This is a genomic window from Faecalicatena contorta (assembly GCF_022835095.1).
GTDB classification, from domain to species: domain Bacteria; phylum Bacillota; class Clostridia; order Lachnospirales; family Lachnospiraceae; genus Faecalicatena; species Faecalicatena contorta.
This window is the reverse complement of sequence record NZ_BQNQ01000001.1, coordinates 1,899,017-1,922,110: the sequence shown is the minus strand read 5'-3', so window position 1 is coordinate 1,922,110 and position 23,094 is coordinate 1,899,017. Positions and strand designations below refer to the sequence as shown.

Sequence of the window (23,094 nt, the reverse complement as noted above, 5' to 3'; positions counted from 1 at the left end):
AAATTATGAAAACAAAACGTGAAGATATTAGAAATATCGCGATTATCGCCCACGTTGACCACGGCAAGACCACCCTGGTCGACGAACTTTTAAAACAGAGCGGTGTTTTCCGCGAGAACCAGGAAGTCGCAGAACGTGTCATGGACTCCAATGACATCGAGAGGGAACGGGGCATCACAATTCTCTCCAAAAATACTGCCGTCTTCTATAAAGGAACCAAAATCAACATCATCGATACGCCCGGACATGCTGATTTCGGCGGCGAGGTAGAGCGCGTCCTCAAAATGGTCAACGGCGTGATCCTCGTTGTGGATGCATTTGAAGGGGCTATGCCACAGACCAAATTCGTGCTGCGCAAGGCGCTGGAGCTGGAACTGCCTGTTATCGTCTGCATCAATAAAATAGACAGGCCAGAGGCAAGGCCCGACGAGGTCATCGACGAAGTGCTGGAACTTTTCATGGATCTGGACGCCTCCGATGAGCAGTTGGACTGTCCCTTCATCTATGCTTCCGCCAAGTCCGGAATTGCCGTGCTGGACCTGACTGATGATGAGAAGGACATGCAGCCTTTATTTGAAACAATCCTGGACTATATCCCGGCGCCGGAAGGCGACCCGGAAGCACCGACACAGGTACTGATCAGTACCATTGATTACAACGAATACGTGGGACGGATCGGGGTCGGAAAAGTAGATAACGGTACTATTTCCGTCAACCAGGATATGGTACTTGTAAACCATCACGATCCGGATAAACTGGAAAAGGTAAAGATCAGCAAGCTGTACGAATTCGACGGCCTCAGCAAGGTGGAAGTCAAAGAAGCAAGCATCGGTTCTATCGTAGCCATTTCCGGTATCTCCGGTATTTCCATAGGGGACACCCTTTGCTCTCCCGACTGCCCGGAAGCGATTCCTTTCCAGAAAATCTCCGAGCCCACAATATCCATGCAGTTCATCGTCAATGACAGCCCTTTTGCCGGCAAAGAGGGAAAATATGTCACCTCCCGCCACATCAGAGACCGACTGTTCCGAGAGTTAAACACCGATGTCAGCCTCCGCGTGGAGGAAACGGAAAATGCAGACAGCTTCAAGGTATCCGGACGCGGCGAGCTGCACCTGTCTGTCCTGATCGAAAATATGAGGCGCGAAGGCTATGAGTTTGCCGTAAGCAAGGCAGAGGTCCTCTACAAGACGGATGAAAACGGCAAAAAGCTGGAACCCATGGAAATTGCCTATGTGGACGTCCCCGACGAATTCACAGGAACCGTCATCGACAAGCTGAGCCAGCGCAAGGGGGAACTGCAGAACATGGGCGCCTCCAACGGCGGCTATACACGTCTGGAATTTTCCATCCCATCCAGAGGGCTGATCGGATACAGAGGAGAATTTCTAACCGATACAAAAGGAAACGGAATCCTCAACACCAGCTTTGACGGCTATGCGCCCTACAAGGGGGATATTCAGTACCGCAAGCAGGGTTCCCTGATTGCCTTTGAGAATGGGGAGTCTGTAACTTACGGATTATTCAGCGCCCAGGAGCGAGGCACCTTATTTATCGGCCCTGGTGAAAAAGTATATGCAGGTATGGTAATCGGCCAGAATGGGAAAGCTGAAGATATCGAACTAAATGTCTGCAAGACCAAGCATCTGACCAACACCCGTTCTTCCAGCGCGGATGAAGCATTAAGGCTCACTACGCCGCGCATATTAAGCCTGGAAGAGGCGCTGGATTTCATTGATACCGACGAACTGCTCGAAGTTACGCCGCAGTCACTGCGTATCCGCAAGAAAATCCTGGATTCCAGAATGCGCAAAAGAAGTAATGCAAAATAGAATCAGGCTTATGAAACACGCGCCTGTGGCGGCCGCACTGCGGCATCTGTCTCTCTCGCCACAGAGCGCCTCCCGCCGGGAGGACTTTTTATTTTATAAGTAGATTTTACAATAAGATACAATCATCCCCCCTCGTTCTGTATTCGTTTAGTGCATGCATCAATTCCCCACAGTTTGGGCTCCGAATGGCAAAGCTTACGTTGGGAAAAATTAGAAGAATTGAAGTGATTCGTTCTATACAATAAAGTTTTTACATGCTATAATATTTACATAATACAAGCAGTAAACACACGACTGTCTGTATAATATGAACAAAAGGAGTTGAGCATCATGAAATTTATTATTAGTGGAAAGAACATCGACGTAACACCAGGCTTAAAAGACACTATTGAACACAAGTTGGGAAAACTCGAAAGGTATTTTACTCCTGAAACAGAAATTATCGTAACGCTCAGTGTAGAGAAAGAAAGACAAAAGATCGAGGTAACAATCCCGGTAAAGGGAAATATTATCCGCTCCGAGCAGACAAGCAATGATATGTATGTATCCATCGACCTCGTAGAGGAAGTAATCGAGCGACAGCTCCGCAAGTATAAAAATAAACTGGTTGCAAAGAGCCAGGGGCACCCAACAGCCTCTGCCGGCGGAAGCAACTTCAAAAAAGAATTCTTTGAATCAGAAGACAGCGAACAGCAGGATGACGAGATCCGCATTGTAAGGACAAAGCGCTTCGGAATCAAGCCAATGTATCCGGAAGACGCTTGCATCCAAATGGATCTGGTAGGGCATTCCTTCTTCGTATTCTGCAATGCTGAGACAGATGAGGTAAACGTAGTTTATAAACGGAAAGACGGGTCATTTGGACTCATAGAACCTGAATTCGATTAGATTTTGGGAGCGGGGGCTGTTGTGGCTGAGGGACGCCTAAGCGGAATGTGGAGTGGGCTTCATCCGGCTGCAGAACCTCCGCTTTTTGGGGGGATCTGACGGTAGGGCCGGATTGAATTGGGTATGCGGTACGCTTTCCATCCCTGACATCCCTGGCCCTCCCAATCTGCCGCACCCAGGATGCTCCATCCGCTGCCCCCGCCGCTGCTCCCCAAGCGGCAGGGGGAACTCTTTTGCCTTGATGCGGCCCCATCACTCAAAAACAACCTCCCCCTCCACAACCGCATACCAGCACTCCCCCTCTTTTTGGATCTGGCTTTTTCCGTTTGTTCCTTCTATGATTTCTTTGGTGATATGTTTTTCTTCCTCCTGGGATACAAGGGCTGTGATATCTACGGAGTCGGTATATGCGGTGTCGAGCAGCGGGATATTTTTTTGTGCAAGCAGATATTGTATTTTTCCCAGGCCGGTGTAATCCGTGCTTATTTTCAGTTTAAATCCGTAAATCCTGGTTATAATCTTACTGTGAGACAGGCCTTCCCGCGATGCTGCTGTGTATGCCCTCACCAGCCCCCCTGTTCCAAGCAGCGTGCCTCCAAAGTATCTGGTGACGACAATCAGCACATTGTGCAGGCCCTGTCCCCTTATAACCTCGAGAATGGGCTTGCCTGCGGTTCCGCTCGGCTCTCCGTCGTCGCTGCAGCGCTCCTGTACATTTTCAACACCGATTACATAGGCCCAGCAGTGATGCCTGGCATCCCAGTACTGCTTTTTTACTTTTTCCAGGTACTCCGTTGTCTCTTCTGCGGAAGAGACAGGAAATACATCGGCTATGAAACGTGACTTTTTTTCGACGATTTCCGCAGAGGCTCCCTGATATACTGTTTTATAGTTCATCGGCTTTACCTCGGTTTCTTTAGTAATCATAAATAGAATATAACAGAACTGTAGAAAACCACAAGAAATTATTAAGATTTTTTTAGAAATATGAACTTTTCCTATTTTTTCTTTATTTAAGCAGGTAAATTTGATATAATGAGTGGAATGATTAAAGGAGGATATGATTCATGAATTACGGAAAAGAAAATCTCGATAAGAGAAAGAAGAATATCTCTTCAAAAAAGAATATGAAAAAGAAGCGGGTTGGCGTCCGTTTTTTCAAAGCTCTTGTGATCTGCGTCTTACTCATTGCAGTAATCGGGGCCGGAGGAGTCGGTCTGTTTGTCAAAAAAATTATAGATGATGCCCCAAAAGTGACTCCTAACATGGTCAAGCCCTCCGGAGCCACTTCCTTTGTTTACACGGAAGACGGACAACTTTTGGATAAGTTCCGTCAAAAGGGATCTAATCGTGTCTATAAATCATACGATGACATTCCGATCAATCTGACGCATGCATTTGTAGCTATTGAGGATGAACGTTTCTACAAGCACAACGGGATTGATATGCAGGGTATCCTCAGGGCCGCTGTTGTCGGCGTGACCTCGGGTAATTTTTCAGAGGGTGCAAGTACACTAACCCAGCAGCTGATTAAAAACAACGTATTCCCGAATTTTACAGAAGAGAAGACATTCTATGACAGGCTGGAAAGAAAGCTGCAGGAGCAGTATCTGGCCGTTGAGATCGAAAAGCAGATGAGCAAAGAAGAAATAGCGGAAGCCTATATGAACACCATCAACCTTGGGCAGAACTGCCTCGGCGTACAGACAGCGGCAAAACGCTATTTTGACAAGGACGTATCCGAACTGAACCTCTCCGAGTGTGCCGTCCTGGCAGGTATTACACAGAATCCTACGGATTATGATCCGGTGAATTTTCCGGAGGCTAATGCCGAGAGGCGGGATAAAGTACTGAAAAACATGCTGGATCAGGGCTATATCAGCAAGGAAGAATATGATGAGGCCAAAGCCGATCCGGTATATGACAGAATCAAAGCAACTTCACAGGATGCTACCGATAACACCCCATATTCCTATTTTGTTGATGAGCTTACACAGCAGATCATCCACGATCTCAGGGAACGCAAGGGTTATACTGAGACGCAGGCATATAACTTGCTTTACAGCGGCGGCCTGACAATCACAGCAACCCAGGATCTTGCAATCCAGAATATCTGTGACGAGGAGGTTGCCAATCCGAACAATTATCCCTACACCGTTGAATATGGACTTGAATATGCATTGACTGTTACACATCCTGACGGAAACTCAGATAATTACAGCAAGGAGATGCTTGGAGAGTATATCCGCAACGCATGGGGAAGAGAATTCCCGCTAGTATTCTCCTCCCCTGATGAAGCTGAACAGGCAATTGCGGAATATAAAGGCACACTTGGCATTACAGAAGAAGATACCATAATTGAAAATAAAGATATCACCCCGCAGCCTCAGACCTCCGTGGTCCTGATGGATCAATATACAGGTAAGGTAAAGGCAATCGTGGGCGGCCGTGGTGAAAAGACAACGAGCCTTTCCCTTAACCGAGCAACCGATTCGACAAGACAGCCCGGTTCCTGCTTCAAAATTTTATCAACCTATGCGCCCGCCATGGACTCTGGCGGTTATACACTTGCAACTACAATCGTAGATGAGCCTTTCAGCTATGCGAGCGGAAAACCCGTGAACAACTGGGATCACCAGTATATCGGCAGCACACGCGTGCGTTATGCAATTGAGCATTCTATGAATGTCTGCGCGGTTAAGACACTGACAGCCATCGGCCCACAGACAGGTTATGACTATCTGTTGAACTTTGGATTTACCACTCTGGTGAATAACGACGATGACAACTATCCGGGATTCACCGATGTGGCACAGGCCACAGCACTCGGAGGAATCACACGCGGTATCTACAACCTGGAAATGACCGCGGCATATGCAGCGATCGCAAACAACGGTACCTACACAGAGCCGATCCTCTACACAAAGGTTCTGGACAAGGACGGGAATGTGCTCCTGGACAACACCAAACCTGCAACTCATCAGGTCATTAAAGACTCAACTGCAGCGCTTCTTACAAGTGCAATGCAGGACGTTATCACCCGTGGTACAGGTACTGCCGCAAGATTATACAGCATGCCTGCAGCCGGCAAAACTGGTACAACCGAAAACAGTACTGACCTCTGGCTCTCCGCTTATACGCCATATTACACATGTTCCGTCTGGGGCGGCTACGACTCTAATAAGCCGATGAGCAATATGGATCAGGCATGGCATGAGGTTATGTGGAAGAACATCATGGAACGGGTTCATGAAGGTCTGGAGTATAAAGATTTCACTATGCCTTCCTCCGTTGAACAGAAGACTATCTGTACGCAGACCGGGTTACTGGCTACGGCAACCTGTCCTCCTCTGACCGAATACTTTGCAAAAGGAACCGCTCCGTCACAGAGTTGTTCCGGACACTATGTGCCGAAAGAGGAAAAAGAGGACGACGAGAAAGACAAAGATAAAAACAAAGACGATGATAAAAAGAATGAAAATCCCGAGAATCCGGATGAAAATGGAGGAAGTGTCACACCGCCGGATGGCGGCGGCAATGAAGGCGGCGGTAATGAAGGTGGTGGAGCCGAAACGCCGGATGCCGGAGGCGGAGAAGAACCTCCTGCCGAATAATTCCTTCGCAACAGAACACTGATAGATCCGTCTTTTACGGCATAACAGCCGGGAATAAAATGAAAGCCAGCATGATGAACATGTTGGCTTTCATTTTATTCCCGGCTGTTGCACCGCCATACTACATTTCAATAGACCTGCCTTGCTTCCATACCGCAGGCCCACTGCCATATCCCTCTAAGCCCGATCCCCCAGCACCAGCTTAGCTGCACCGCAAATACCCGCGTCATTACCCAGTGTGGCGAGCACAAACTTTACATTCTTATTTGCAAAAAATGCCCGTTCAAGGTATGGCTTCTCAATGTAAGGAATCAGCATATCTCCTGCTTTGGACACGCCGCCCCCTATTACAAAGACTGCAGGATCTGTCACAACTGCCAGATTTGCAAGGGCATGGCCAAGATACTGGCCAAATTCCTCCGCAATCTCCTTAGCCACAACATCCCCTGCCTTAACCGCATCAAATACGTCCTTTGCAGAGACGCTTTCCAGGTGAAGCATTGTGTTTCTCGTCTCAGCTACCAGTTTCTTTTTCGCCAGCCTAACGATTCCTGTCGCCGAAGCATATTGCTCCAGGCAGCCGTGGTTTCCACAGCCGCAAGTGTCTGTCTCCTCATAATTCACACAGATATGACCGATTTCACCGCCCGCTCCATGAGCACCGGTCAGCACTCTTCCGCCGATGATAACTCCGCCTCCGACGCCTGTCCCGAGTGTAACCATTACCATATTCTTCTGGCCAGCTCCGCCGCCTTTCCACATCTCTCCAAGGGCGGCTACATTGGCATCATTCCCAATCTGTGCGTACAGCCCCGTAAGCTCTTCCAGCTCTTTTCTGACATTTTTATAATTCCATCCCAGGTTCGCGGTGCCATCTACAATCCCTTCTTCTGTTACAGGGGCCGGCACGCCGACTCCCACTCCCACGATATCTTCCTTCTTCAGTCCCTTTTCCTCAATCTTTTCCAGAATCGATGCGGCAATATCCGGAAGAATGGCTTTTCCTTCCTCTTCTGTGCGCGTCACAATCTCCCATTTATCAAGGATCTTTCCCCTCTCCTCGAATAATCCCATCTTAACGGTAGTTCCCCCAACATCTATGCCAAAACAATACTTCATGTTAACTCTCCTGTCTGATTTCAATTCTCTATGTTACTAATCACGGCCTAAGCCGTGATTAGTATCTTTTCTATGCTGACTATCTGTTTTTTGTCAGGTTTTCCTGGACACGTTTGTATAATTCCTGTGCCGCATTATATCCCATCTGTTTCTGTCTGTGGTTAACCGCTGCGGATTCCACTATGATTGCAAGGTTACGGCCCGGACGGATCGGAATACTATGGCATACAACACGGTTGCCAAGAAATTCCGTATAGTTCTCTTCCAGCCCAAGTCTGTCATACTCCTTGTCCCTGTTCCAGTCTTCCAGAGTAATAACCAGGTCGATATTCTGGGTTTCCCTGACACTCTGTACGCCGAACATGGACTTCACATCTACAATACCAATGCCGCGAAGCTCTATAAAATGCCTTGTAATATCGGGAGCAGCTCCGACAAGCGTATCGTCGCTGACCTTCCTGATCTCCACCACATCGTCCGTCACCAGGCGGTGGCCCCGCTTAATCAATTCGAGTGCAGCCTCGCTCTTGCCGATTCCGCTCTCACCCATAATCAAAACACCTACACCATATACATCAACAAGCACGCCATGAATCGATATGCAAGGCGCCAGTTTTACATTCATCCATCTGATAATTTCTCCCATAAATGAAGACGTAGATTTTGAAGTTACAAATACAGGAACATCATGCTCTACTGCTTTTTTAAGCAGTATCTCCTCCGGTTCCATGTCTCTGCTGAAAATAATACACGGCACTTTATGGCTGAGGAATTCATCATATATCTGAAGCTTTCTTTCCTCCTCCAGTGTCTGCAGATATGTGTACTCTACGTATCCGATCATCTGTACCCTGTCGCAGTCAAAATGGTCAAAGAATCCGGTAAGCTGCAGCGCCGGCCTGTTGATATCCGGAACATTCACCTCCCGCCCTAAAAGCTCAACCTCGGGGGTCAGATTCTTTAAATTCATTTTCTCGACAATTTCCTGTAGCTTTACACCATGTCCCATAGCTATCTCCTTTTCTCTTATATTCACTGCACAGCCAGACATCACAAATCTGCACAAAACTGCTTCCATCCGACGGCAGATTGATCCTCATGCGGTTATTATACCATAAACCATAGTTTCATAAAAGCTCTATCAAAATGCATTTAATTCCTCGTATTTAAATCGTTACCGTGCACTGCCCCGTAAGTAGTTATTCTAGTTCCTCTTTCTGCTCCCCTGCATGATGGAAAAAAGCATATACCGCTTCTGCCGATTTTTCGTTCATGGAGGGAACTTTCGCAAGCTCCTCCGCCGATGCGGCCTTAATGGCATCCAGGCTCATATAATGGCGCATGAGGGCCTTTCTTCTGGCCGGCCCGATGCCGTCAATATCATCCAGTATCGAATGTACCTGTCCCTTGCCACGGAGCTGCCTGTGATATTCAATCGCAAAACGGTGAGCCTCATCCTGGATCCGGGTAACCAGCCGGAACGCCTCAGAGGACTTATCAATCGGAATCTCCTCGTTATGGTAATATAATCCCCTTGTCCTGTGGTAATCATCCTTCACCATCCCGCATACCGGAATATTCAGGCGGAGATCTTCGAGTACCTGCAGGGCTACATTTACCTGTCCCTTACCTCCGTCCATAAGGATCAGGTCCGGAAATGCAGTAAAACCGCCCAATTCCCGGCTCTCTTCCCGCTCCTTTAGTCCATGCCTAAATCTTCTTGTCAGTACCTCTCTCATACTGCCATAGTCATCGGCCCCCTGGATCCCCTTTATCTTAAACTTCCGGTAATCATTTCGTTTGGGTTTTCCACGCTCATATACCACCATGGAGCCGACTGACTCAAATCCATTTGTGTTAGAGATATCAAATGCCTCCATACGGCTGATGTCTTCAAGATCTAAAAGGCGGGCAATCTCTTTGACCGCACCGATTGTCCTGCCCTCCTCGCGCTTCAGCCGTTCTTTGTCTTTACTCAGAACCAGACTGGCATTGTTTGCCGCCAGTTCTACCAGTTTTTCCTTCGTCCCCTTTTTGGGCACCCGGATGGTCACTTTTCCTCCGCGCTTCGCACTCAGCCATTCCTCCAGCAGGTGCACATCCTCCAGCTCGGCAGGAAGCATCAGTTCTCCTGGGATAAATGGAGTGCCTGCATAATATTGCTTGATAAAACTGTCTAGAATCTCACTTTCCTGTTCGTCTTTTGAAATACGGAGATAAAAATGATCCCGCCCGATCAGCCTTCCGCCCCGGATAAAGAACACCTGTACAACAGCGTCCTCCTCCTCGGATGCCACCGCAAGAATATCACGGTCTTCTCCGCTGCTGTCCGTGATTTTCTGTTTCTGGGATACCTTTTTCACACTGTTCAGCAGCTCCCTGTACTCAATCGCCTTCTCGAATTCCAGAGCCTCCGAGGCCGCATTCATCTTCTCTTCCAGGTCATTCAGTATACTGTCGAAATTCCCGTTCAAAAACCGTATGATCTCCTGGATGGATTTCCCGTATTCCTCCCGGGAAATATATCCCTGACACGGCGCATCGCACTGCTTAATATGATAGTTCAAACAGGGCCGCTCTTTTCCAATATCCTTGGGCAGATTTCTATTGCAGCTCCTCACATGATAAAGCTTATGAATCAGGTCTATGGTGTCCCGGACCGCCAGACCACTGGTATAAGGCCCAAAATACTTTGCCTTATCCTTCAGCATCTTTCTCGCAAGCATCACCCTGGGAAACGGCTCGTTGGTCGTCACCTTGATAAAAGGATAGGTCTTGTCATCCATCAACATCGTATTATACTTGGGCCGGTGCTCTTTAATCAGGTTGCATTCCAGAACAAGCGCTTCTAACTCAGAATCCGTTACGATATACTCAAACCGACGGATATGAGTGACCATCTGTTCAATCTTAACCCCCTTATTCCTGCTGCTCTGAAAATACTGGCGCACCCTGTTCTTCAGGCTGATTGCCTTTCCCACATATATGATATTGTCTTTTTCATCATGCATAATATAAACTCCCGGGCTCGCCGGGAGCTTTTTCAGTTCTTCCTGTATGTCAAAATTATAATTATCCATGCCATTTATTATAAGGCCTAACGAGGGATTTGTGAAGGGAAAATATAGGAAGTGAAAATAGAATTCCAGAATCAAAATCAAAGTGAGCCTGCACACTTTAGTACCGCCGCGATGCCGCTTTGCGGCTATTTAGTTTAATGCGGCATGTGCATCCCCCCCCCGGAGGGTTTTATATAATTGAAAAGTGCCGAGCACTTTCCTATTATACAAAAAGCTATCCTCTTGGCAGAGAGGATAGCTTATATAACTGTAAAGAACAGTTATCGGCAATCACTGAACGGCAATCCACTGATTAAGCCTAGTACACTGAATAATAATTAACTTATTTTTTAATGTACTAGATAAATTATACATGCCGGCAAAACTTTTTTCAAGTATCCATTCTAACTTTCCTTATCCTCCGGATTCCTTGTGGTACCGTTCAGGCAGGCCTAAACGGTTACTGCGCGTCCGCCTCTCCCTCAACTGGCTTCATAGCGATACGCACTTCTTTTTTTATTTCCTCACCCTGTTCCGGCTCCTCAATTCCCTTAACTTCACGGAATATTCTCATGAACTCTTTTCCCGTAATTGTTTCTTTTTCGATCAGGAATGCAGAAATGCGGTCCAGTGCTTCTCTGTTCTCACCCAGCAGACGTTTTGCTTCATCGTAAGCATTTTTCAGCATGCTCATGACTTCGCCGTCTATCTCAGCAGCCGTGGCTTCCCCGCAGTTCATAACCGGACGTCCGTCCAGATAGCGGTTCTGAATTGATTCCAGCCCGATCAGCCCGAACTTGTCGGACATACCATACTGTGTGATCATTGCCCTGGCAATCTTCGTCGCCTGTTCAATATCGTTGGAAGCCCCTGTTGTTACCGTATCAAACACAAGCTCTTCTGCCGCACGCCCTGCCAGTGCACCAACCAGCATGGCCTCCAGCTCTTTTTTGGTATTAAGGAACTTTTCCTCCTCCGGGGTCTGCATCACATATCCCAGAGCGCCCATCGTTCTGGGCACAATCGTAATCTTCTGCACCGGCTCCGCATCTTTCTGCAGGGCGCTCACCAGCGCGTGGCCTACTTCGTGGTAGGATACGATCTTTCTCTCCTCTTCACTCATAATGCGGTCTTTTTTCTCTTTACCAACCAGCACCACTTCTACAGCCTCGAACAAATCCTTCTGGCTGACCACATGTCGTCCATTCTTAACGGCATTAATTGCAGCTTCATTAATCATATTGGCCAGATCGGAACCGACCGCACCTGAGGTTGCCAGAGCAATCGCCTCCAGATCCACAGTCTCATCCATCTTAACATCCTTGGAATGTACTTTCAGGACATCCACACGCCCCTTCAAGTCAGGCTTATCAACAATGATGCGGCGGTCAAAACGGCCCGGACGCAACAGCGCCGGATCCAGTACCTCCGGTCGGTTCGTTGCCGCCAGAAGCAGAAGGCCCTTGTTGGTATCAAACCCATCCATCTCCGCCAGAAGCTGGTTCAGTGTCTGCTCACGCTCATCATTACCGCCCATGGCCGTATCACGTGTCTTACCAATTGCATCGATCTCATCGATAAATACGATACACGGCGCCATCTGCTGTGCCTGCTTAAACAAATCCCTCACTCTGGATGCACCGACACCAACGTACATCTCTACAAATGCAGAACCCGACAGTGAGAAAAACGGTACCTTTGCCTCACCTGCCACCGCCTTCGCAAGCAGCGTTTTCCCCGTACCGGGAGGGCCGACGAGCAGAGCTCCCTTTGGCAGCTTCGCACCGATTCCCGTGTATTTGCCCGGATTGTGCAGAAAGTCTACCACCTCCTGCAGAGATTCCTTCGCTTCATCCTGACCTGCAACATCCTGAAAAGTGACGCCAGTCTCCTTCTCCACATAAACCTTGGCGTTGCTCTTGCCGATTCCCATCATTCCGCCGCCCTTTGACATTCGTTTCATCAGGAAATTGAACAGGATTACGATCATAATGATCGGCAGCACAACGGTGATAAATATCTCAAATATCATAGAAGAGGCTGTGTCGGGCATCTGCTGCTCAAAATGAACCCCCGCTTTATGAAGCCGTTCCACCAGTTTTTCATCAGCTGTACGGACAACATAATAGTCCGGTGCCCGCTCCTCTTCTCCGCTTTTTTGTTCAAGCTGATTGATCAGATCCGACGCGTCCTTCGGCGTATCACCGCCCGCAGTCTTTTTATCCGATTTCTCATTTTTTCTTGCCTCATCTGTTAAAGTAACATATAACTTTGATGAATCAATCGTTACTTTCTCAATTTCTCCGTCATCTACCTTTGTAAGGAACTCATCGTAACTCAACTCCGCAGGATTCTTGTCCTGCATCATTGAATACAATCCCATTACAATAAAAACAGTCAGCAGCGTGGTTACGAGAATCACTCCCCACCCCTGCTTATTGTTCTTAGGATTATTATTATTCTTGTTATTCTGATTGTCCATTCTATGCCTCCTAAAATCCACTATCCCCATTATAAGTACAGGTTCCATATAAATCAATAAAAAGATTATGAAAATATTGTAAACACAGGGCATTTTATAGTATACTGAGAACGAAATATGTCATGAAAAGGAATGTGAAAATGAAAATAGGATTCGATAATGAAAAGTACTTATCTATGCAGTCAGAACATATCCGCGAGAGGATTAACCAGTTCGACAACAAGCTCTACCTTGAATTTGGGGGAAAATTATTTGATGATTACCATGCTGCCAGAGTGCTGCCTGGCTTTGCTCCGGATAGTAAACTGCGCCTTCTGAAGCAGCTCAGCGACCAGGCTGAGATTGTCATCGTGATCAGCGCACGTGATATTGAGAAAAATAAGGTTCGCGGAGATCTGGGCATTACCTACGATTCCGACGTTCTCCGGCTGATGGATTCTTTCCGTGAAAACGGTCTTTATGTAGGAAGCGTTGTCATCACACAATATTCCGGACAAGAAAGCGCCGTCCTCTTCAAAAACCGCCTTGAGAATTTGGATATCCCTGTATACATGCATTACTGCATCAACGGTTATCCTTCTAATATCCCTCTGATTATCAGCGATGACGGATACGGCAAAAACGATTATATTGTAACGTCCCGTCCCCTCGTGATTGTCACCGCTCCCGGCCCTGGAAGCGGGAAAATGGCGACCTGCCTGTCACAATTATATCATGAGCATAAACGTGGAATTCATGCAGGCTATGCCAAATTTGAAACATTTCCCATTTGGAACCTGCCTCTGAAGCATCCGGTTAATCTTGCATATGAGGCCGCCACCGCGGATCTGAATGATATCAATATGATTGATCCCTTCCATTTGGAAGCTTATGGCGTAACTACCGTGAATTATAACCGGGATGTGGAAATTTACCCTGTTTTAAACACAATTTTTGAAAAAATTTACGGAAAAAGCCCCTATAAATCCCCAACCGACATGGGTGTAAACATGGCCGGCAAATGTATCTGCGACGATGAAATCTGTCGTGAGGCATCCCGGCAGGAGATTGTCCGGAGATATTTTGCATCACTGAATTCTTTATTGATGGGGACAACTTCCGAGGAGGAGGCTCAGAAAATCGAACTCCTCATGAACCAGGCGAATGTCTCCGTCCAGGACCGCCAAGTGGTTGCAAAGGCTCTGGAACGCTCCAGGGAGACGAACGGGCCTGCGGCGGCTATGGAACTGGATGACGGGCGCATGATCACCGGCAAGACAACCAATCTGCTGGGCGCCTCTGCGGCTCTCCTTTTAAATGTGTTAAAGGAACTCGCGGGAATTGACCACGAACTGCATGTTATTTCTCCTGAATCCATTGAGCCGATCCAGAAACTCAAGGTCGATTATTTGAAAAGCAAGAATCCTCGCCTGCATACGGATGAGGTTCTGATCGCCCTTTCCGCCAGCGCCGCCAACAGTAATATGGCCCGAAAAGCGCTGGAACAGCTGCCGAAACTGGAAGGCTGTCAGGCACACACCTCGGTCATGCTTTCGGATGTGGATATCAAAACCTTCAAAAAGCTGGGCGTACAGCTCACCTGCCAGGCTGTTTACGAGACAGACCATATTTACCACTAATCAAACGGCCGTTCAGACAAATCTGAACGGCTGCTTCCTTTCTCCAAGTGTTTTTCCATGTACTTGAAAAAAAACTGTATTTTTTGTAGAAATTGGTGTATACTCTTTAAGTATTTTTTTAGGCACAGATTTCATACAAGGAGGATTATATGGCAGTAAAATATGTATTTGTTACCGGTGGAGTTGTTTCTGGACTCGGAAAAGGAATTACCGCTGCGTCACTTGGCCGCCTGTTGAAGGCACGTGGATATACTGTGACAATGCAGAAGTTTGACCCTTATATCAATATTGACCCTGGAACAATGAACCCGGTACAACACGGTGAAGTATTCGTAACGGATGACGGCGCTGAGACGGACCTGGATTTGGGACATTATGAACGCTTTATTGACGAAAGCCTGACGAAAAATTCCAATGTAACAACAGGAAAGATTTATTGGTCTGTCTTACAGAAAGAACGCCGTGGTGATTTTGGCGGTGGAACGGTACAGGTTATTCCTCACATCACCAACGAGATCAAAAGCAGATTTTACCGCAATCCTGCTGCCAAAGACACTGAGATCGCCATTATAGAAGTCGGCGGAACCGTCGGCGATATCGAAAGCCAGCCTTTTCTGGAATCCATACGGCAGTTCCAGCACGAAAAAGGCCGTGATAACGTTATTCTGATCCATGTAACCCTGATTCCCTACCTAAAAGCCTCACAGGAGATGAAAACAAAGCCGACCCAGGCGAGTGTGAAAGAGCTCCAGGGAATGGGCATACAGCCGGATATCATTGTCTGCCGCTCCGAGTATCCTCTGGACGCCGGCATGAAGGATAAGATCTCTTTATTCTGCAATATTCCTGCAAATCATGTACTCCAGAACCTCGATGTTGAATATTTATACGAAGCTCCCCTCGCCATGGAACGGGAAAATCTGGCCCAGGTTGCATGTGAATGCCTGCATCTCGACTGTCCGGAACCAGATCTGAAAGATTGGACCGAGATGGTGGACAACCTCCGCAATCCAACCCAGGAGGTTCACATTGCCCTTGTAGGAAAATATATCCAGCTCCATGACGCCTACATCAGCGTTGTTGAGGCGCTGAAGCACGGCGGAATCTACAGCCATACGACCGTTAATATCAAATGGGTGGACTCCGAGACAGTCACTGCGGATAATGCCGCAGAGGTGTTCAGCGATGTCAGCGGAATCATTGTTCCCGGCGGTTTTGGCGACAGAGGCATAGAAGGAATGATTGAGGCAATCCGGTATGCCCGGACCAACCGCATCCCCTTCCTGGGCCTCTGCCTGGGGATGCAGCTTTCCATCGTGGAATTTGCAAGAGATGTTCTCGGTTACAACGATGCGCACAGTATGGAACTGCAGCCTGACACTACCCACCCCGTCATCCATATCATGCCGGATCAGATCGGCATCGAAGATATAGGCGGGACTCTGCGCCTTGGCTCATACCCCTGCGTTCTCAAAAAGGATTCACTGGCATACCGTTTATATGGGAAAGAAGAAATCCAAGAGCGCCACCGCCACCGCTATGAAGTAAACAACGACTACCGAGAGGCGCTGGAAGAGCACGGCATGATACTCTCCGGGCTTTCACCGGACGGCAGGATTGTAGAAATGCTCGAGATTCCGGATCATCCCTGGTTCATTGCGACACAGGCGCATCCAGAACTAAAATCAAGGCCGAATAGGCCGCATCCTCTCTTCAAGGGGTTTGTGGAGGCGGCTCATTTGAGGAGTGGGATGCGGGGGGAGTAAAGTGTACGCCTGCACGTACGGGGCCAAGGAGGTCTCTGCACGTGCAGGCTAGGTTCATCCTGGCTTAGTGATCCACTCCTCGGGGAGATTCAGCGGGAGAAGCGGATTGGATTGGCTAATGCGGATATTGTTGGATGAAGATGTTTTTTGCTGTTGACTGATTGTTTTTTTCACATCCCTGATTAGTTCCTTACAAGGGTTTTAATATGCTGTACCCTTCAGTGGGAGCCGGGCTCACCTTCTTTACGGCGCTCCGCACCCTTCTTCTCGACATCCGCAATTATCCTGGCGGCTGCCCATGCCGCGAATGCTCCTATAAACAGCCCGGCTATTACGTCGCTGGGGTAATGTACTCCTACGTAGAGACGTGAAAAGGCGATCAGGGCCGCCAGTATTACGGAGGCTGTGCCCCAGAATCTGGGAAGCATACGGTAATAGACAAGCGCCGCGGCGAAGGATGCACATGTGTGGCCGGATGGGAATGAATAATCATGCTGCTTCCCTATTAAGAGAGTCAGTCCCTCCACGACTTCGTATGGGCGGGTCCTGGCTACCAGGTTTTTAAGTGTTACGTTTGTAATAAGCGCTCCGATTGCTATGGCCGCTATAGCGGTAATCCCTGCTTTTCTCGTCTTCCGGGGGATCAGCAGCAGGAGGGAGACCGTAAGCCAGAACCAGCCTGAATCTCCGAGTGACGTGATAAACTTCCAGAAGGAATCCATCCAGTCATGCCGGATATATTCCTGGATCGCGAGTAAGATATTTCCGTCTAGCTGTAAAAGAAAATCCATAAATGCTCCCTTCGAGTTGATTTTATGTATCATAATAATTTAAAAGTATAACATACGCAGGAAAGGCTGTCTATGGCAGTTCTTTCATCGCCCTTTCATTCAGAGGATTAACATGGACCATACAGTGCTTGACTTCCGGGAACTCCATTTCAATCCTCGAATGAACGCTTTCGGCTATTTTATGCGCTTCATTTAATGTCAGATTCCCATCCGCAGCAATTTCTATATCCACATAGGCCTTTGCGCCAAACATTCTGGTTCTCATTTCATCAATCTTTGCTACCCCAGGGTTTTCCAAGACTGACTGTCTCATATCCTGAATTGTCCTGTCATCACAGGATTTATCCACCATCTTGTTCATAGCATCATGGAAGATATCCCAGGAAGCTTTCCCAATAAATATACAGATAATAATACTTGCCAGCGGATCCAGAACCGGAAATCCCAGGCGGGCACCCAGTATCCCCGCAAAAGCTCCGATCGAGGAGAGGGAATCCGAACGATGGTGCCACGCGTCCGCCATCAGCGCACCGGAATTAATTTTCTTTGCCGCAGCCCTTGTATACCAGTACATCCATTCCTTCACAACGATTGATATGACAGCTGCTGCAAGCGCCAGTCTGCCAGGGGCTGCTGCCGATTCCATCCCGCCCCCCGCAATCTTTTCTATCCCATTTACTCCGATTCCAAGCCCTGTCGCAAACAGAACCACAGCCAGGAGAATCGAAGCCACGCATTCCATCCTGTCATGCCCGTAGGGATGCTCCTTATCGGACTTTTTGCCGGATATAGTCACCCCAATTATAACAATCACCGTGCTGAAGACATCCGATGCCGAATGAATCGCATCGGACACCATAGCACCCGAGCCAGCCAGCAGGCCAGCCAGCAGCTTAAAAACAGACAAAATGACATTTACCACAATGCTTACAATTGAGACGCGCATAGCGATCTTATTTGGTTCATTCATACTTAGCCTCCCAAGGGGTCTGACCCCTTTGCGTTCCATTTTCAGAATATTCACAAAAAAGACACCTGCGGAACAAAAAACGAAAACTGTTCCGCAGATGTCTTTTATCTGCTGCCGCTGTCTGGCGGCCCGGTCATGTGTTACATAACCTGCTCAGTTTGTACTGTAGTTATAATATGCAGTGCAAAGAGTTTCTATTTATAATATGCAGTCGTACTCTTTTTGTCAATATTTATATAAAATTATTATTTAAAAATGATCAATTATAAATCATAGACCGGTATTTTATAAATAAGCAATTCATAGATGATACAATTATAGTATTAAAAACTTGCTGGAAATGATTGCCATAAACTAATAAGAGGAGGCTGTTACGGAAAACAGGTTTCTGTAACAGCCTCCTCTTTATGAGGGGGTCGATTTTAGCCGCACTACATATTTGCCTTCATTTTGTATTTTCTCTCTTTTTTGAAGATGTCTTTCTCTCTGCAGTCTTCTTTCCTGCATGTCTCCGCCTGTCTGTAATGACTGATTTCTTCGTCTCTGTGTACGCTCCCTAGTTCTTCTCCGATCCGCATCCTGCGGAAGTCTTTTTTATGGTTTACTCCTCCGCAGAAATCTTCGAAAGCGTATACCATTCTGTTCCAGATGCTCAGATTGGAAATTTTCTCTACTGAAAGCTTCCTGACAGAGCGGAGCCAGTATTCTGCAAGTATCCAGCAGACGATCACCAACGCTGCTGCGGAGATGAATAAGATCATAAATTTTTCTAACATAGCTTCCACTCCCTTCTGCCTTTTCTGTTATCTTTATATTATCCCTTATCCTTTAATTAGTCAATATTTTTATAGTTATTTGTTATCTTTTCTGTCTTTTAATGTTTTCCCGCATGATTTATCCGTCTATGATCTCGTTTTTTACAGCCAAACTATGTTGTACTGTGGTTTAGCTGCTATTCTTCTTTGCTCTTTATGTAAGCATCTGCTGCCGGATCCTTCATCTTATATTGTCGGTACCACTCTTTATTGGCATCATTTCTCAGTACATCTGAACGGTTCTGAGAAAGAAATCTAACCAGGGGATAGACATCGACCCATATCTCATTATTCCCCTCCCGCTGAGATTCATCAAAGATTAGTTGAAGACCAAAATGCAGATGATAAGTATCAATATTATTTACATTCTCCGTCGTGCTATACCCGGTTCTTCCCATGTAACCGATCACATCACCTGCCTGGACAACATCGCCCTCCTTCAGATTTTCCGCGAATGGGATATTCTGACGGAGATGTGCGTAATAATAATATCTTTTACCGTCAAAGCTGTTGATACCGATCCGCCATCCGCCATACTGATTCCAGCCCATGACAGTGATATAGCCCGACTCCACGGCAATCACGGGTGTACCCACCTGCCCCATCATATCGTGCCCCAGATGGTTTCTCCGATAACCATAGCTTCTGGACACCCCGAAGTCGTCGTAATCCGAATAGGGAAATGTCTTCGCAATTGGACAGTAAGCTTTCAGTCCGTAATACTTTTTCCAGACCTTTTTATCTGCCCCTTCCCCAGCCGGCCGTTCAATCTCATATTCGCCTACCATTCCATCCAGGACAGCTCCGTACGCTTCCCGGTAATACCCGTAATACTGCATGCCTGCAGTCAGTTCTTCCATGGTCACATCGCCCGACAACAGTTTTTCGGCAGCTTCTGTCATATCACGCTCCGAATAACGTGTAAAATCCCCACCGTATTTCGCGCCCAGGTAGGCCAGAAGCTCCACCCAGCTCAGATGGACGTCCTCCTCATAGGTTTCCACATCATATGTATAGGCCCTGTTCAATGCTTCGTAAGTTACATTAAATTCCACCCATTTAATAAAGTCTTTTTTCTCCTCTTCCTTCGTATTTCGATCCTGTCCGTTCTTTCCCTGTGAATCATCTGCCTGTGTATCTTCTTCCTGTGTCTCCCCTTGCTCCGTCTCCTCTCTCTGTACTTCATTCTCCCAATAGCCGGTTCCTGTTCCGCTTTGTGCATTGACAGAAATGCTGTCTGAAATACCTCCTCTGCTTATCTTCCACCCGTTCTCTCCGTCTGCATCCCCGGCCTGCCAGATAGAAAGAACCAGAAACAGCAGCAGAATTTCAACAGTAATCCCAAACGGGGAAATCAATCGTTTACGCATAAATTTGGACGCCTTCCAGGATAAACTCTTAATAGTTTATGCGCCATGAACGCAACAAATACTTCTGAATATACTGAATACAAACAACAATTATGATGTCAGGAGCAGATTATGCATCTAATCTCATCACTTCTATTCGCAATTTCTGCAAATATAGACAGCTTCATTGTCGGTATGTCCTATGGAATCAAAAAATCCAATATCGACCTTTTAAAGAGCACTGTCATCAGCCTCGTGACACTGACAGGCACCGTGATTGCCATACTGATGGGCACACAAATCTCACAGTTTCTGCCGGCCTCTTCCACACAGGCCATAGGATGTGCTCTTCTGATCGGACTCGGCCTTTACTATATCATAAAATCTTTTTTCAGCTATATCCGGGAAAAAATCAAAAAGGCTGAAGTAAAGTCGAACGAATGCGGTTCCGGAACCCAAAACAATGTACCTGCGAAAGCCTCCCTGCTTACCATGAAGGAGGGGCTTTTCCTTGGCCTTGCCTTATCCATCAATAACTTCGGCATGGGCATCGGAGCCAGCATAACGGGACTGAAATTACTCCCTACCGCTGTCATGTCCCTGGTCGTGTCCGTCATCTTCCTATATGCAGGCAACCTGATTGGTAAAACAAAAGTCCCACACATATCCGACCAGTCCGCCGACTTCATCTCCGGCCTGATTCTGGCCGCCCTGGGAATATATGAACTCCTTGCCTGAATCGCTTTTACATGCCAAAAGCCGGAAGTAATAGAGAAAAGGAAGCCCACAGCACCAAAATCTTACTTGCTTTGGGTTTCCTTTTACACTCTATCCTTAATTACCTCAGTCCCCGGCTCACGCAGAATCCCGCATTCTGCCAGAGGCCCTTTCTAAAACGCCCCCGTACCAACACTCTCCCTCCCCTGTTTCATTCTTCTCTCCACCTGTGCATAGAAGTCTTCATTTTCCCGATACTCTATCATATAGAAGCTCGTCAATATATACATACTGATTTCTTTTCTCCTCGCCTCATTCTCCGGCTTCTGAAGCATATACTGCGTATCCTTCAGAAAATAGTGCCAATCCGCAATGAATTTCTGGTTTTTCTCCAGTTCCGGAGTATCAATCCATTTTTTAAGCATCGGTGTACAAGGGGTACAAACAAGATTAAAAAGAAATGTTAGATTTGAAAGTAAGTAGAGTGGCAAAATCAAGAGTGTTCAGATTTTCCACTCTACTTGAACGTGGTCGCTGGTTGCGCTGATTGAAATAATCAGGCCGTCAGCGGATTTTCTCTTGTCCTCAAAGTCAATGCTGTCCCAGTGGTCAAGGAAATAAGAAAGCTCCTGTTCCTTTTGGGGCGACATTGTTTCAACGGACAATTCTGCAATCGCCTTTGAAATAGTCTGGCGGCGAGTGTCCAGTTCTTCAATTTTTTTGTTGGCGTAGGCAAGCAGTGTCGCATTGGCTCCGGTCAGTGTATCAAGCAGTTTTTCAATTTCAGCCTCGACCTGTGCAAGCTCGATCTGATGGGCGGTCAGTTTCGGATTTACTTTTTCTTCCCTGTCATGCCGGACTTGAAAATTCTTAAATCTTTTCCGCATGGCATTGAAGATAAATTCTTCAAATTCAGTCTTTCGGATTTTCCCACATCCCGGACAGCCCTTATTTTCTGCCCGTTTTGTACAGCGGAAATATCCCGGACTGTTCGGAACATGGGTTGCTTTCAAAGCATATCCGCAACGCCCGCATTTGACTTTTCCGGCAAGCCATGTATTTTTGGGTTTGCGGCCTTGCTGAAAGGTCTTATTCATCATTAGCTTCTTCCGGCATTTCAGCCAAACATCAGACGGTATGAGTGCTTCGTGTGGGGCAATCACAAGTATCTGGTCCTTCAGGCACCTGTCCTTATCCTCCTTTACATCACGGCCCTGATAGAGATAACAGCCGTTGGTTCCGGCAAAATCGGAAGCGTCATTGACAATCGCCGCGCCCTGGCTCTTGAAAAACTCATATAGTTCCAAGTCGGCCTGTGCGTAAACAGGGTTCCGTAAAAGCTGGGAAAGGAAACTCCGAACCATTGACTTTTCGTAAATCTTGATACCCTGTTCCTCAAAGTAGCGGGTAATGTCTCCGAAAGAGGTTTCCGGCTCGGCGTACATCTCAAACATCAGTCGTACATGGTCGGCGGCTACGGGGTCGGCAACCATCTTTTTTGTGCGGATACCTTCAACCACTGTCGGCTCCAACTGATAACCATATGGAGCCTGCCCGCTCATGTGAAAGCCTTTCAGGCACCGGGAATAGTAGGCGTCCGTCACGCGCTTCTGGATTGTCTCACGTTCAAGCTGTGCGAATACGATACATATATTCAGCATGGCCCGTCCCATCGGGGTCGAGGTGTCGAATTTCTCAGTGGAGGAAACAAACTCCACATCGTACTCTTGAAACAGCTCCATCATGTTCGCAAAATCCAGAATGGAGCGGCTGATCCGGTCCAGCTTATAGACGATTACCCGCCGTACCCTGCCTTTTCGGATTTCTCCCAGCAGTTTTTGAAATTCCGGCCTGTCCGTGTTTTTCCCGGAATAGCCTTTATCCTTGAATACCTTACAGCTCCCGCCTTTCAGTTCGTACTTGCAAAAGTCAATCTGGCTTTCAATGCTGATACTGTCCTTTCGGTCTACTGACTGCCTTGCGTAAATACAATCTTCTCTGATAATGTCCATATTGGGCTCCTTTCCGTATGGAATGGAGCTACCAACCTTACAACTATATTATACCATTAGC

17 protein-coding genes and 1 riboswitch are annotated in these 23,094 nt (G+C 47.3%); of the genes, 6 read left to right on the top strand and 11 right to left on the bottom strand.

From position 1 onward, the window contains the following. Positions 1-5 precede the first annotated feature (5 nt). Positions 6-1,832, top strand: a complete 1,827-nt coding sequence (typA, locus tag MWG26_RS08600) for a translational GTPase TypA (RefSeq protein ID WP_025655624.1) — start codon at positions 6-8, stop codon at positions 1,830-1,832. A 330-nt stretch (positions 1,833-2,162) separates the two neighbouring features. Continuing rightward, on the top strand, positions 2,163-2,720 hold the full coding sequence (gene hpf, locus MWG26_RS08595) for a ribosome hibernation-promoting factor, HPF/YfiA family (protein ID WP_025655623.1): 558 nt from the start codon (positions 2,163-2,165) through the stop codon (positions 2,718-2,720). Positions 2,721-2,972: 252 nt separating this feature from the next. On the opposite strand, the gene MWG26_RS08590 is transcribed toward hpf, so the two are convergent. Then, the gene (locus MWG26_RS08590) at positions 2,973-3,617 is read right to left on the bottom strand and encodes a YigZ family protein (protein WP_025655621.1); all 645 of its coding nucleotides are present in this window, start codon (positions 3,615-3,617) and stop codon (positions 2,973-2,975) included. A gap of 170 nt (positions 3,618-3,787) precedes the next feature. Between MWG26_RS08590 and MWG26_RS08585 the strand changes: the two genes are divergently transcribed. Continuing rightward, entirely contained in the window at positions 3,788-6,334 is a 2,547-nt protein-coding gene (locus tag MWG26_RS08585; protein WP_117441030.1) for a transglycosylase domain-containing protein, read from the top strand. A 177-nt stretch (positions 6,335-6,511) separates the two neighbouring features. Here MWG26_RS08585 and MWG26_RS08580 read toward each other — a convergent pair whose 3' ends face one another. The 4 genes from MWG26_RS08580 to ftsH form a co-directional block, all read right to left on the bottom strand. Next, complete coding sequence (locus MWG26_RS08580) at positions 6,512-7,453, bottom strand: ROK family glucokinase (protein WP_117441031.1); 942 nt, start codon at positions 7,451-7,453, stop codon at positions 6,512-6,514. 79 nt (positions 7,454-7,532) lie between these two features. Continuing rightward, on the bottom strand, positions 7,533-8,462 hold the full coding sequence (gene hprK / locus MWG26_RS08575) for an HPr(Ser) kinase/phosphatase (protein ID WP_025655619.1): 930 nt from the start codon (positions 8,460-8,462) through the stop codon (positions 7,533-7,535). Positions 8,463-8,652: 190 nt separating this feature from the next. Next, the gene (gene uvrC / locus MWG26_RS08570) at positions 8,653-10,533 is read right to left on the bottom strand and encodes an excinuclease ABC subunit UvrC (RefSeq protein WP_117441035.1); all 1,881 of its coding nucleotides are present in this window, start codon (positions 10,531-10,533) and stop codon (positions 8,653-8,655) included. 439 nt (positions 10,534-10,972) lie between these two features. Further along, on the bottom strand, positions 10,973-12,994 hold the full coding sequence (ftsH, locus tag MWG26_RS08565) for an ATP-dependent zinc metalloprotease FtsH (protein WP_025655618.1): 2,022 nt from the start codon (positions 12,992-12,994) through the stop codon (positions 10,973-10,975). Positions 12,995-13,134: 140 nt separating this feature from the next. Here ftsH and MWG26_RS08560 point away from each other — a divergent pair, with 140 nt between their 5' ends. Together MWG26_RS08560 and MWG26_RS08555 are read left to right on the top strand one after the other, a co-directional pair. Continuing rightward, on the top strand, positions 13,135-14,613 hold the full coding sequence (locus MWG26_RS08560; RefSeq protein ID WP_025655617.1) for a DUF1846 domain-containing protein: 1,479 nt from the start codon (positions 13,135-13,137) through the stop codon (positions 14,611-14,613). Between the two features lie 149 nt (positions 14,614-14,762). Beyond that, positions 14,763-16,379: a CTP synthase gene (locus MWG26_RS08555; RefSeq protein ID WP_025655616.1), complete on the top strand. Its 1,617-nt coding sequence runs from the start codon at positions 14,763-14,765 to the stop codon at positions 16,377-16,379. A 218-nt stretch (positions 16,380-16,597) separates the two neighbouring features. Here MWG26_RS08555 and MWG26_RS08550 read toward each other — a convergent pair whose 3' ends face one another. From MWG26_RS08550 to MWG26_RS08535, 4 genes are all read right to left on the bottom strand, one after another. After that, positions 16,598-17,170, bottom strand: coding sequence for a phosphatase PAP2 family protein (locus MWG26_RS08550; RefSeq protein ID WP_025655615.1), 573 nt, complete (start codon positions 17,168-17,170; stop codon positions 16,598-16,600). A gap of 70 nt (positions 17,171-17,240) precedes the next feature. Beyond that, positions 17,241-18,140, bottom strand: coding sequence for a cation diffusion facilitator family transporter (locus MWG26_RS08545; RefSeq protein ID WP_025655614.1), 900 nt, complete (start codon positions 18,138-18,140; stop codon positions 17,241-17,243). A gap of 84 nt (positions 18,141-18,224) precedes the next feature. Further along, a riboswitch (NiCo riboswitch) is annotated at positions 18,225-18,307 on the bottom strand. Positions 18,308-18,571: 264 nt separating this feature from the next. After that, positions 18,572-18,916 carry a hypothetical protein gene (locus MWG26_RS08540; RefSeq protein WP_025655613.1) on the bottom strand — a complete coding sequence of 115 codons (345 nt, stop codon included), beginning with the start codon at positions 18,914-18,916 and terminating at the stop codon, positions 18,572-18,574. 176 nt (positions 18,917-19,092) lie between these two features. Then, positions 19,093-20,325 (bottom strand): M23 family metallopeptidase, encoded by a 1,233-nt coding sequence (locus MWG26_RS08535; protein ID WP_153917088.1) that lies wholly within the window; start codon positions 20,323-20,325, stop codon positions 19,093-19,095. 111 nt (positions 20,326-20,436) lie between these two features. Between MWG26_RS08535 and MWG26_RS08530 the strand changes: the two genes are divergently transcribed. Beyond that, positions 20,437-21,042: a manganese efflux pump gene (locus MWG26_RS08530; RefSeq protein ID WP_025655537.1), complete on the top strand. Its 606-nt coding sequence runs from the start codon at positions 20,437-20,439 to the stop codon at positions 21,040-21,042. 152 nt (positions 21,043-21,194) lie between these two features. Here MWG26_RS08530 and MWG26_RS08525 read toward each other — a convergent pair whose 3' ends face one another. Next, the gene (locus tag MWG26_RS08525; protein ID WP_244062714.1) at positions 21,195-21,446 is read right to left on the bottom strand and encodes a hypothetical protein; all 252 of its coding nucleotides are present in this window, start codon (positions 21,444-21,446) and stop codon (positions 21,195-21,197) included. 78 nt (positions 21,447-21,524) lie between these two features. Then, positions 21,525-23,033, bottom strand: a complete 1,509-nt coding sequence (locus tag MWG26_RS08520) for a recombinase family protein (protein ID WP_003500058.1) — start codon at positions 23,031-23,033, stop codon at positions 21,525-21,527. Positions 23,034-23,094 lie beyond the last annotated feature (61 nt).

Excerpts from the sequence above, each read along its gene's own strand:
- MWG26_RS08530 (WP_025655537.1), top strand. The coding sequence starts at position 20,437 with ATGCATCTAATCTCATCACTTCTATTCGCAATTTCTGCAAATATAGAC.
- hpf (WP_025655623.1), top strand. The coding sequence starts at position 2,163 with ATGAAATTTATTATTAGTGGAAAGAACATCGACGTAACACCAGGCTTA.
- MWG26_RS08545 (WP_025655614.1), bottom strand. The coding sequence starts at position 18,140 with ATGAATGAACCAAATAAGATCGCTATGCGCGTCTCAATTGTAAGCATT.
- hprK (WP_025655619.1), bottom strand. The coding sequence starts at position 8,462 with ATGGGACATGGTGTAAAGCTACAGGAAATTGTCGAGAAAATGAATTTA.
- MWG26_RS08520 (WP_003500058.1), bottom strand. The coding sequence starts at position 23,033 with ATGGACATTATCAGAGAAGATTGTATTTACGCAAGGCAGTCAGTAGAC.
- ftsH (WP_025655618.1), bottom strand. The coding sequence starts at position 12,994 with ATGGACAATCAGAATAACAAGAATAATAATAATCCTAAGAACAATAAG.
- typA (WP_025655624.1), top strand. The coding sequence starts at position 6 with ATGAAAACAAAACGTGAAGATATTAGAAATATCGCGATTATCGCCCAC.
- MWG26_RS08540 (WP_025655613.1), bottom strand. The coding sequence starts at position 18,916 with ATGTTAGAAAAATTTATGATCTTATTCATCTCCGCAGCAGCGTTGGTG.
- MWG26_RS08580 (WP_117441031.1), bottom strand. The coding sequence starts at position 7,453 with ATGAAGTATTGTTTTGGCATAGATGTTGGGGGAACTACCGTTAAGATG.
- MWG26_RS08535 (WP_153917088.1), bottom strand. The coding sequence starts at position 20,325 with ATGCGTAAACGATTGATTTCCCCGTTTGGGATTACTGTTGAAATTCTG.
- uvrC (WP_117441035.1), bottom strand. The coding sequence starts at position 10,533 with ATGGATAATTATAATTTTGACATACAGGAAGAACTGAAAAAGCTCCCG.
- MWG26_RS08555 (WP_025655616.1), top strand. The coding sequence starts at position 14,763 with ATGGCAGTAAAATATGTATTTGTTACCGGTGGAGTTGTTTCTGGACTC.
- MWG26_RS08560 (WP_025655617.1), top strand. The coding sequence starts at position 13,135 with ATGAAAATAGGATTCGATAATGAAAAGTACTTATCTATGCAGTCAGAA.
- MWG26_RS08585 (WP_117441030.1), top strand. The coding sequence starts at position 3,788 with ATGAATTACGGAAAAGAAAATCTCGATAAGAGAAAGAAGAATATCTCT.
- MWG26_RS08550 (WP_025655615.1), bottom strand. The coding sequence starts at position 17,170 with ATGGATTTTCTTTTACAGCTAGACGGAAATATCTTACTCGCGATCCAG.
- MWG26_RS08590 (WP_025655621.1), bottom strand. The coding sequence starts at position 3,617 with ATGAACTATAAAACAGTATATCAGGGAGCCTCTGCGGAAATCGTCGAA.
- MWG26_RS08525 (WP_244062714.1), bottom strand. The coding sequence starts at position 21,446 with ATGCTTAAAAAATGGATTGATACTCCGGAACTGGAGAAAAACCAGAAA.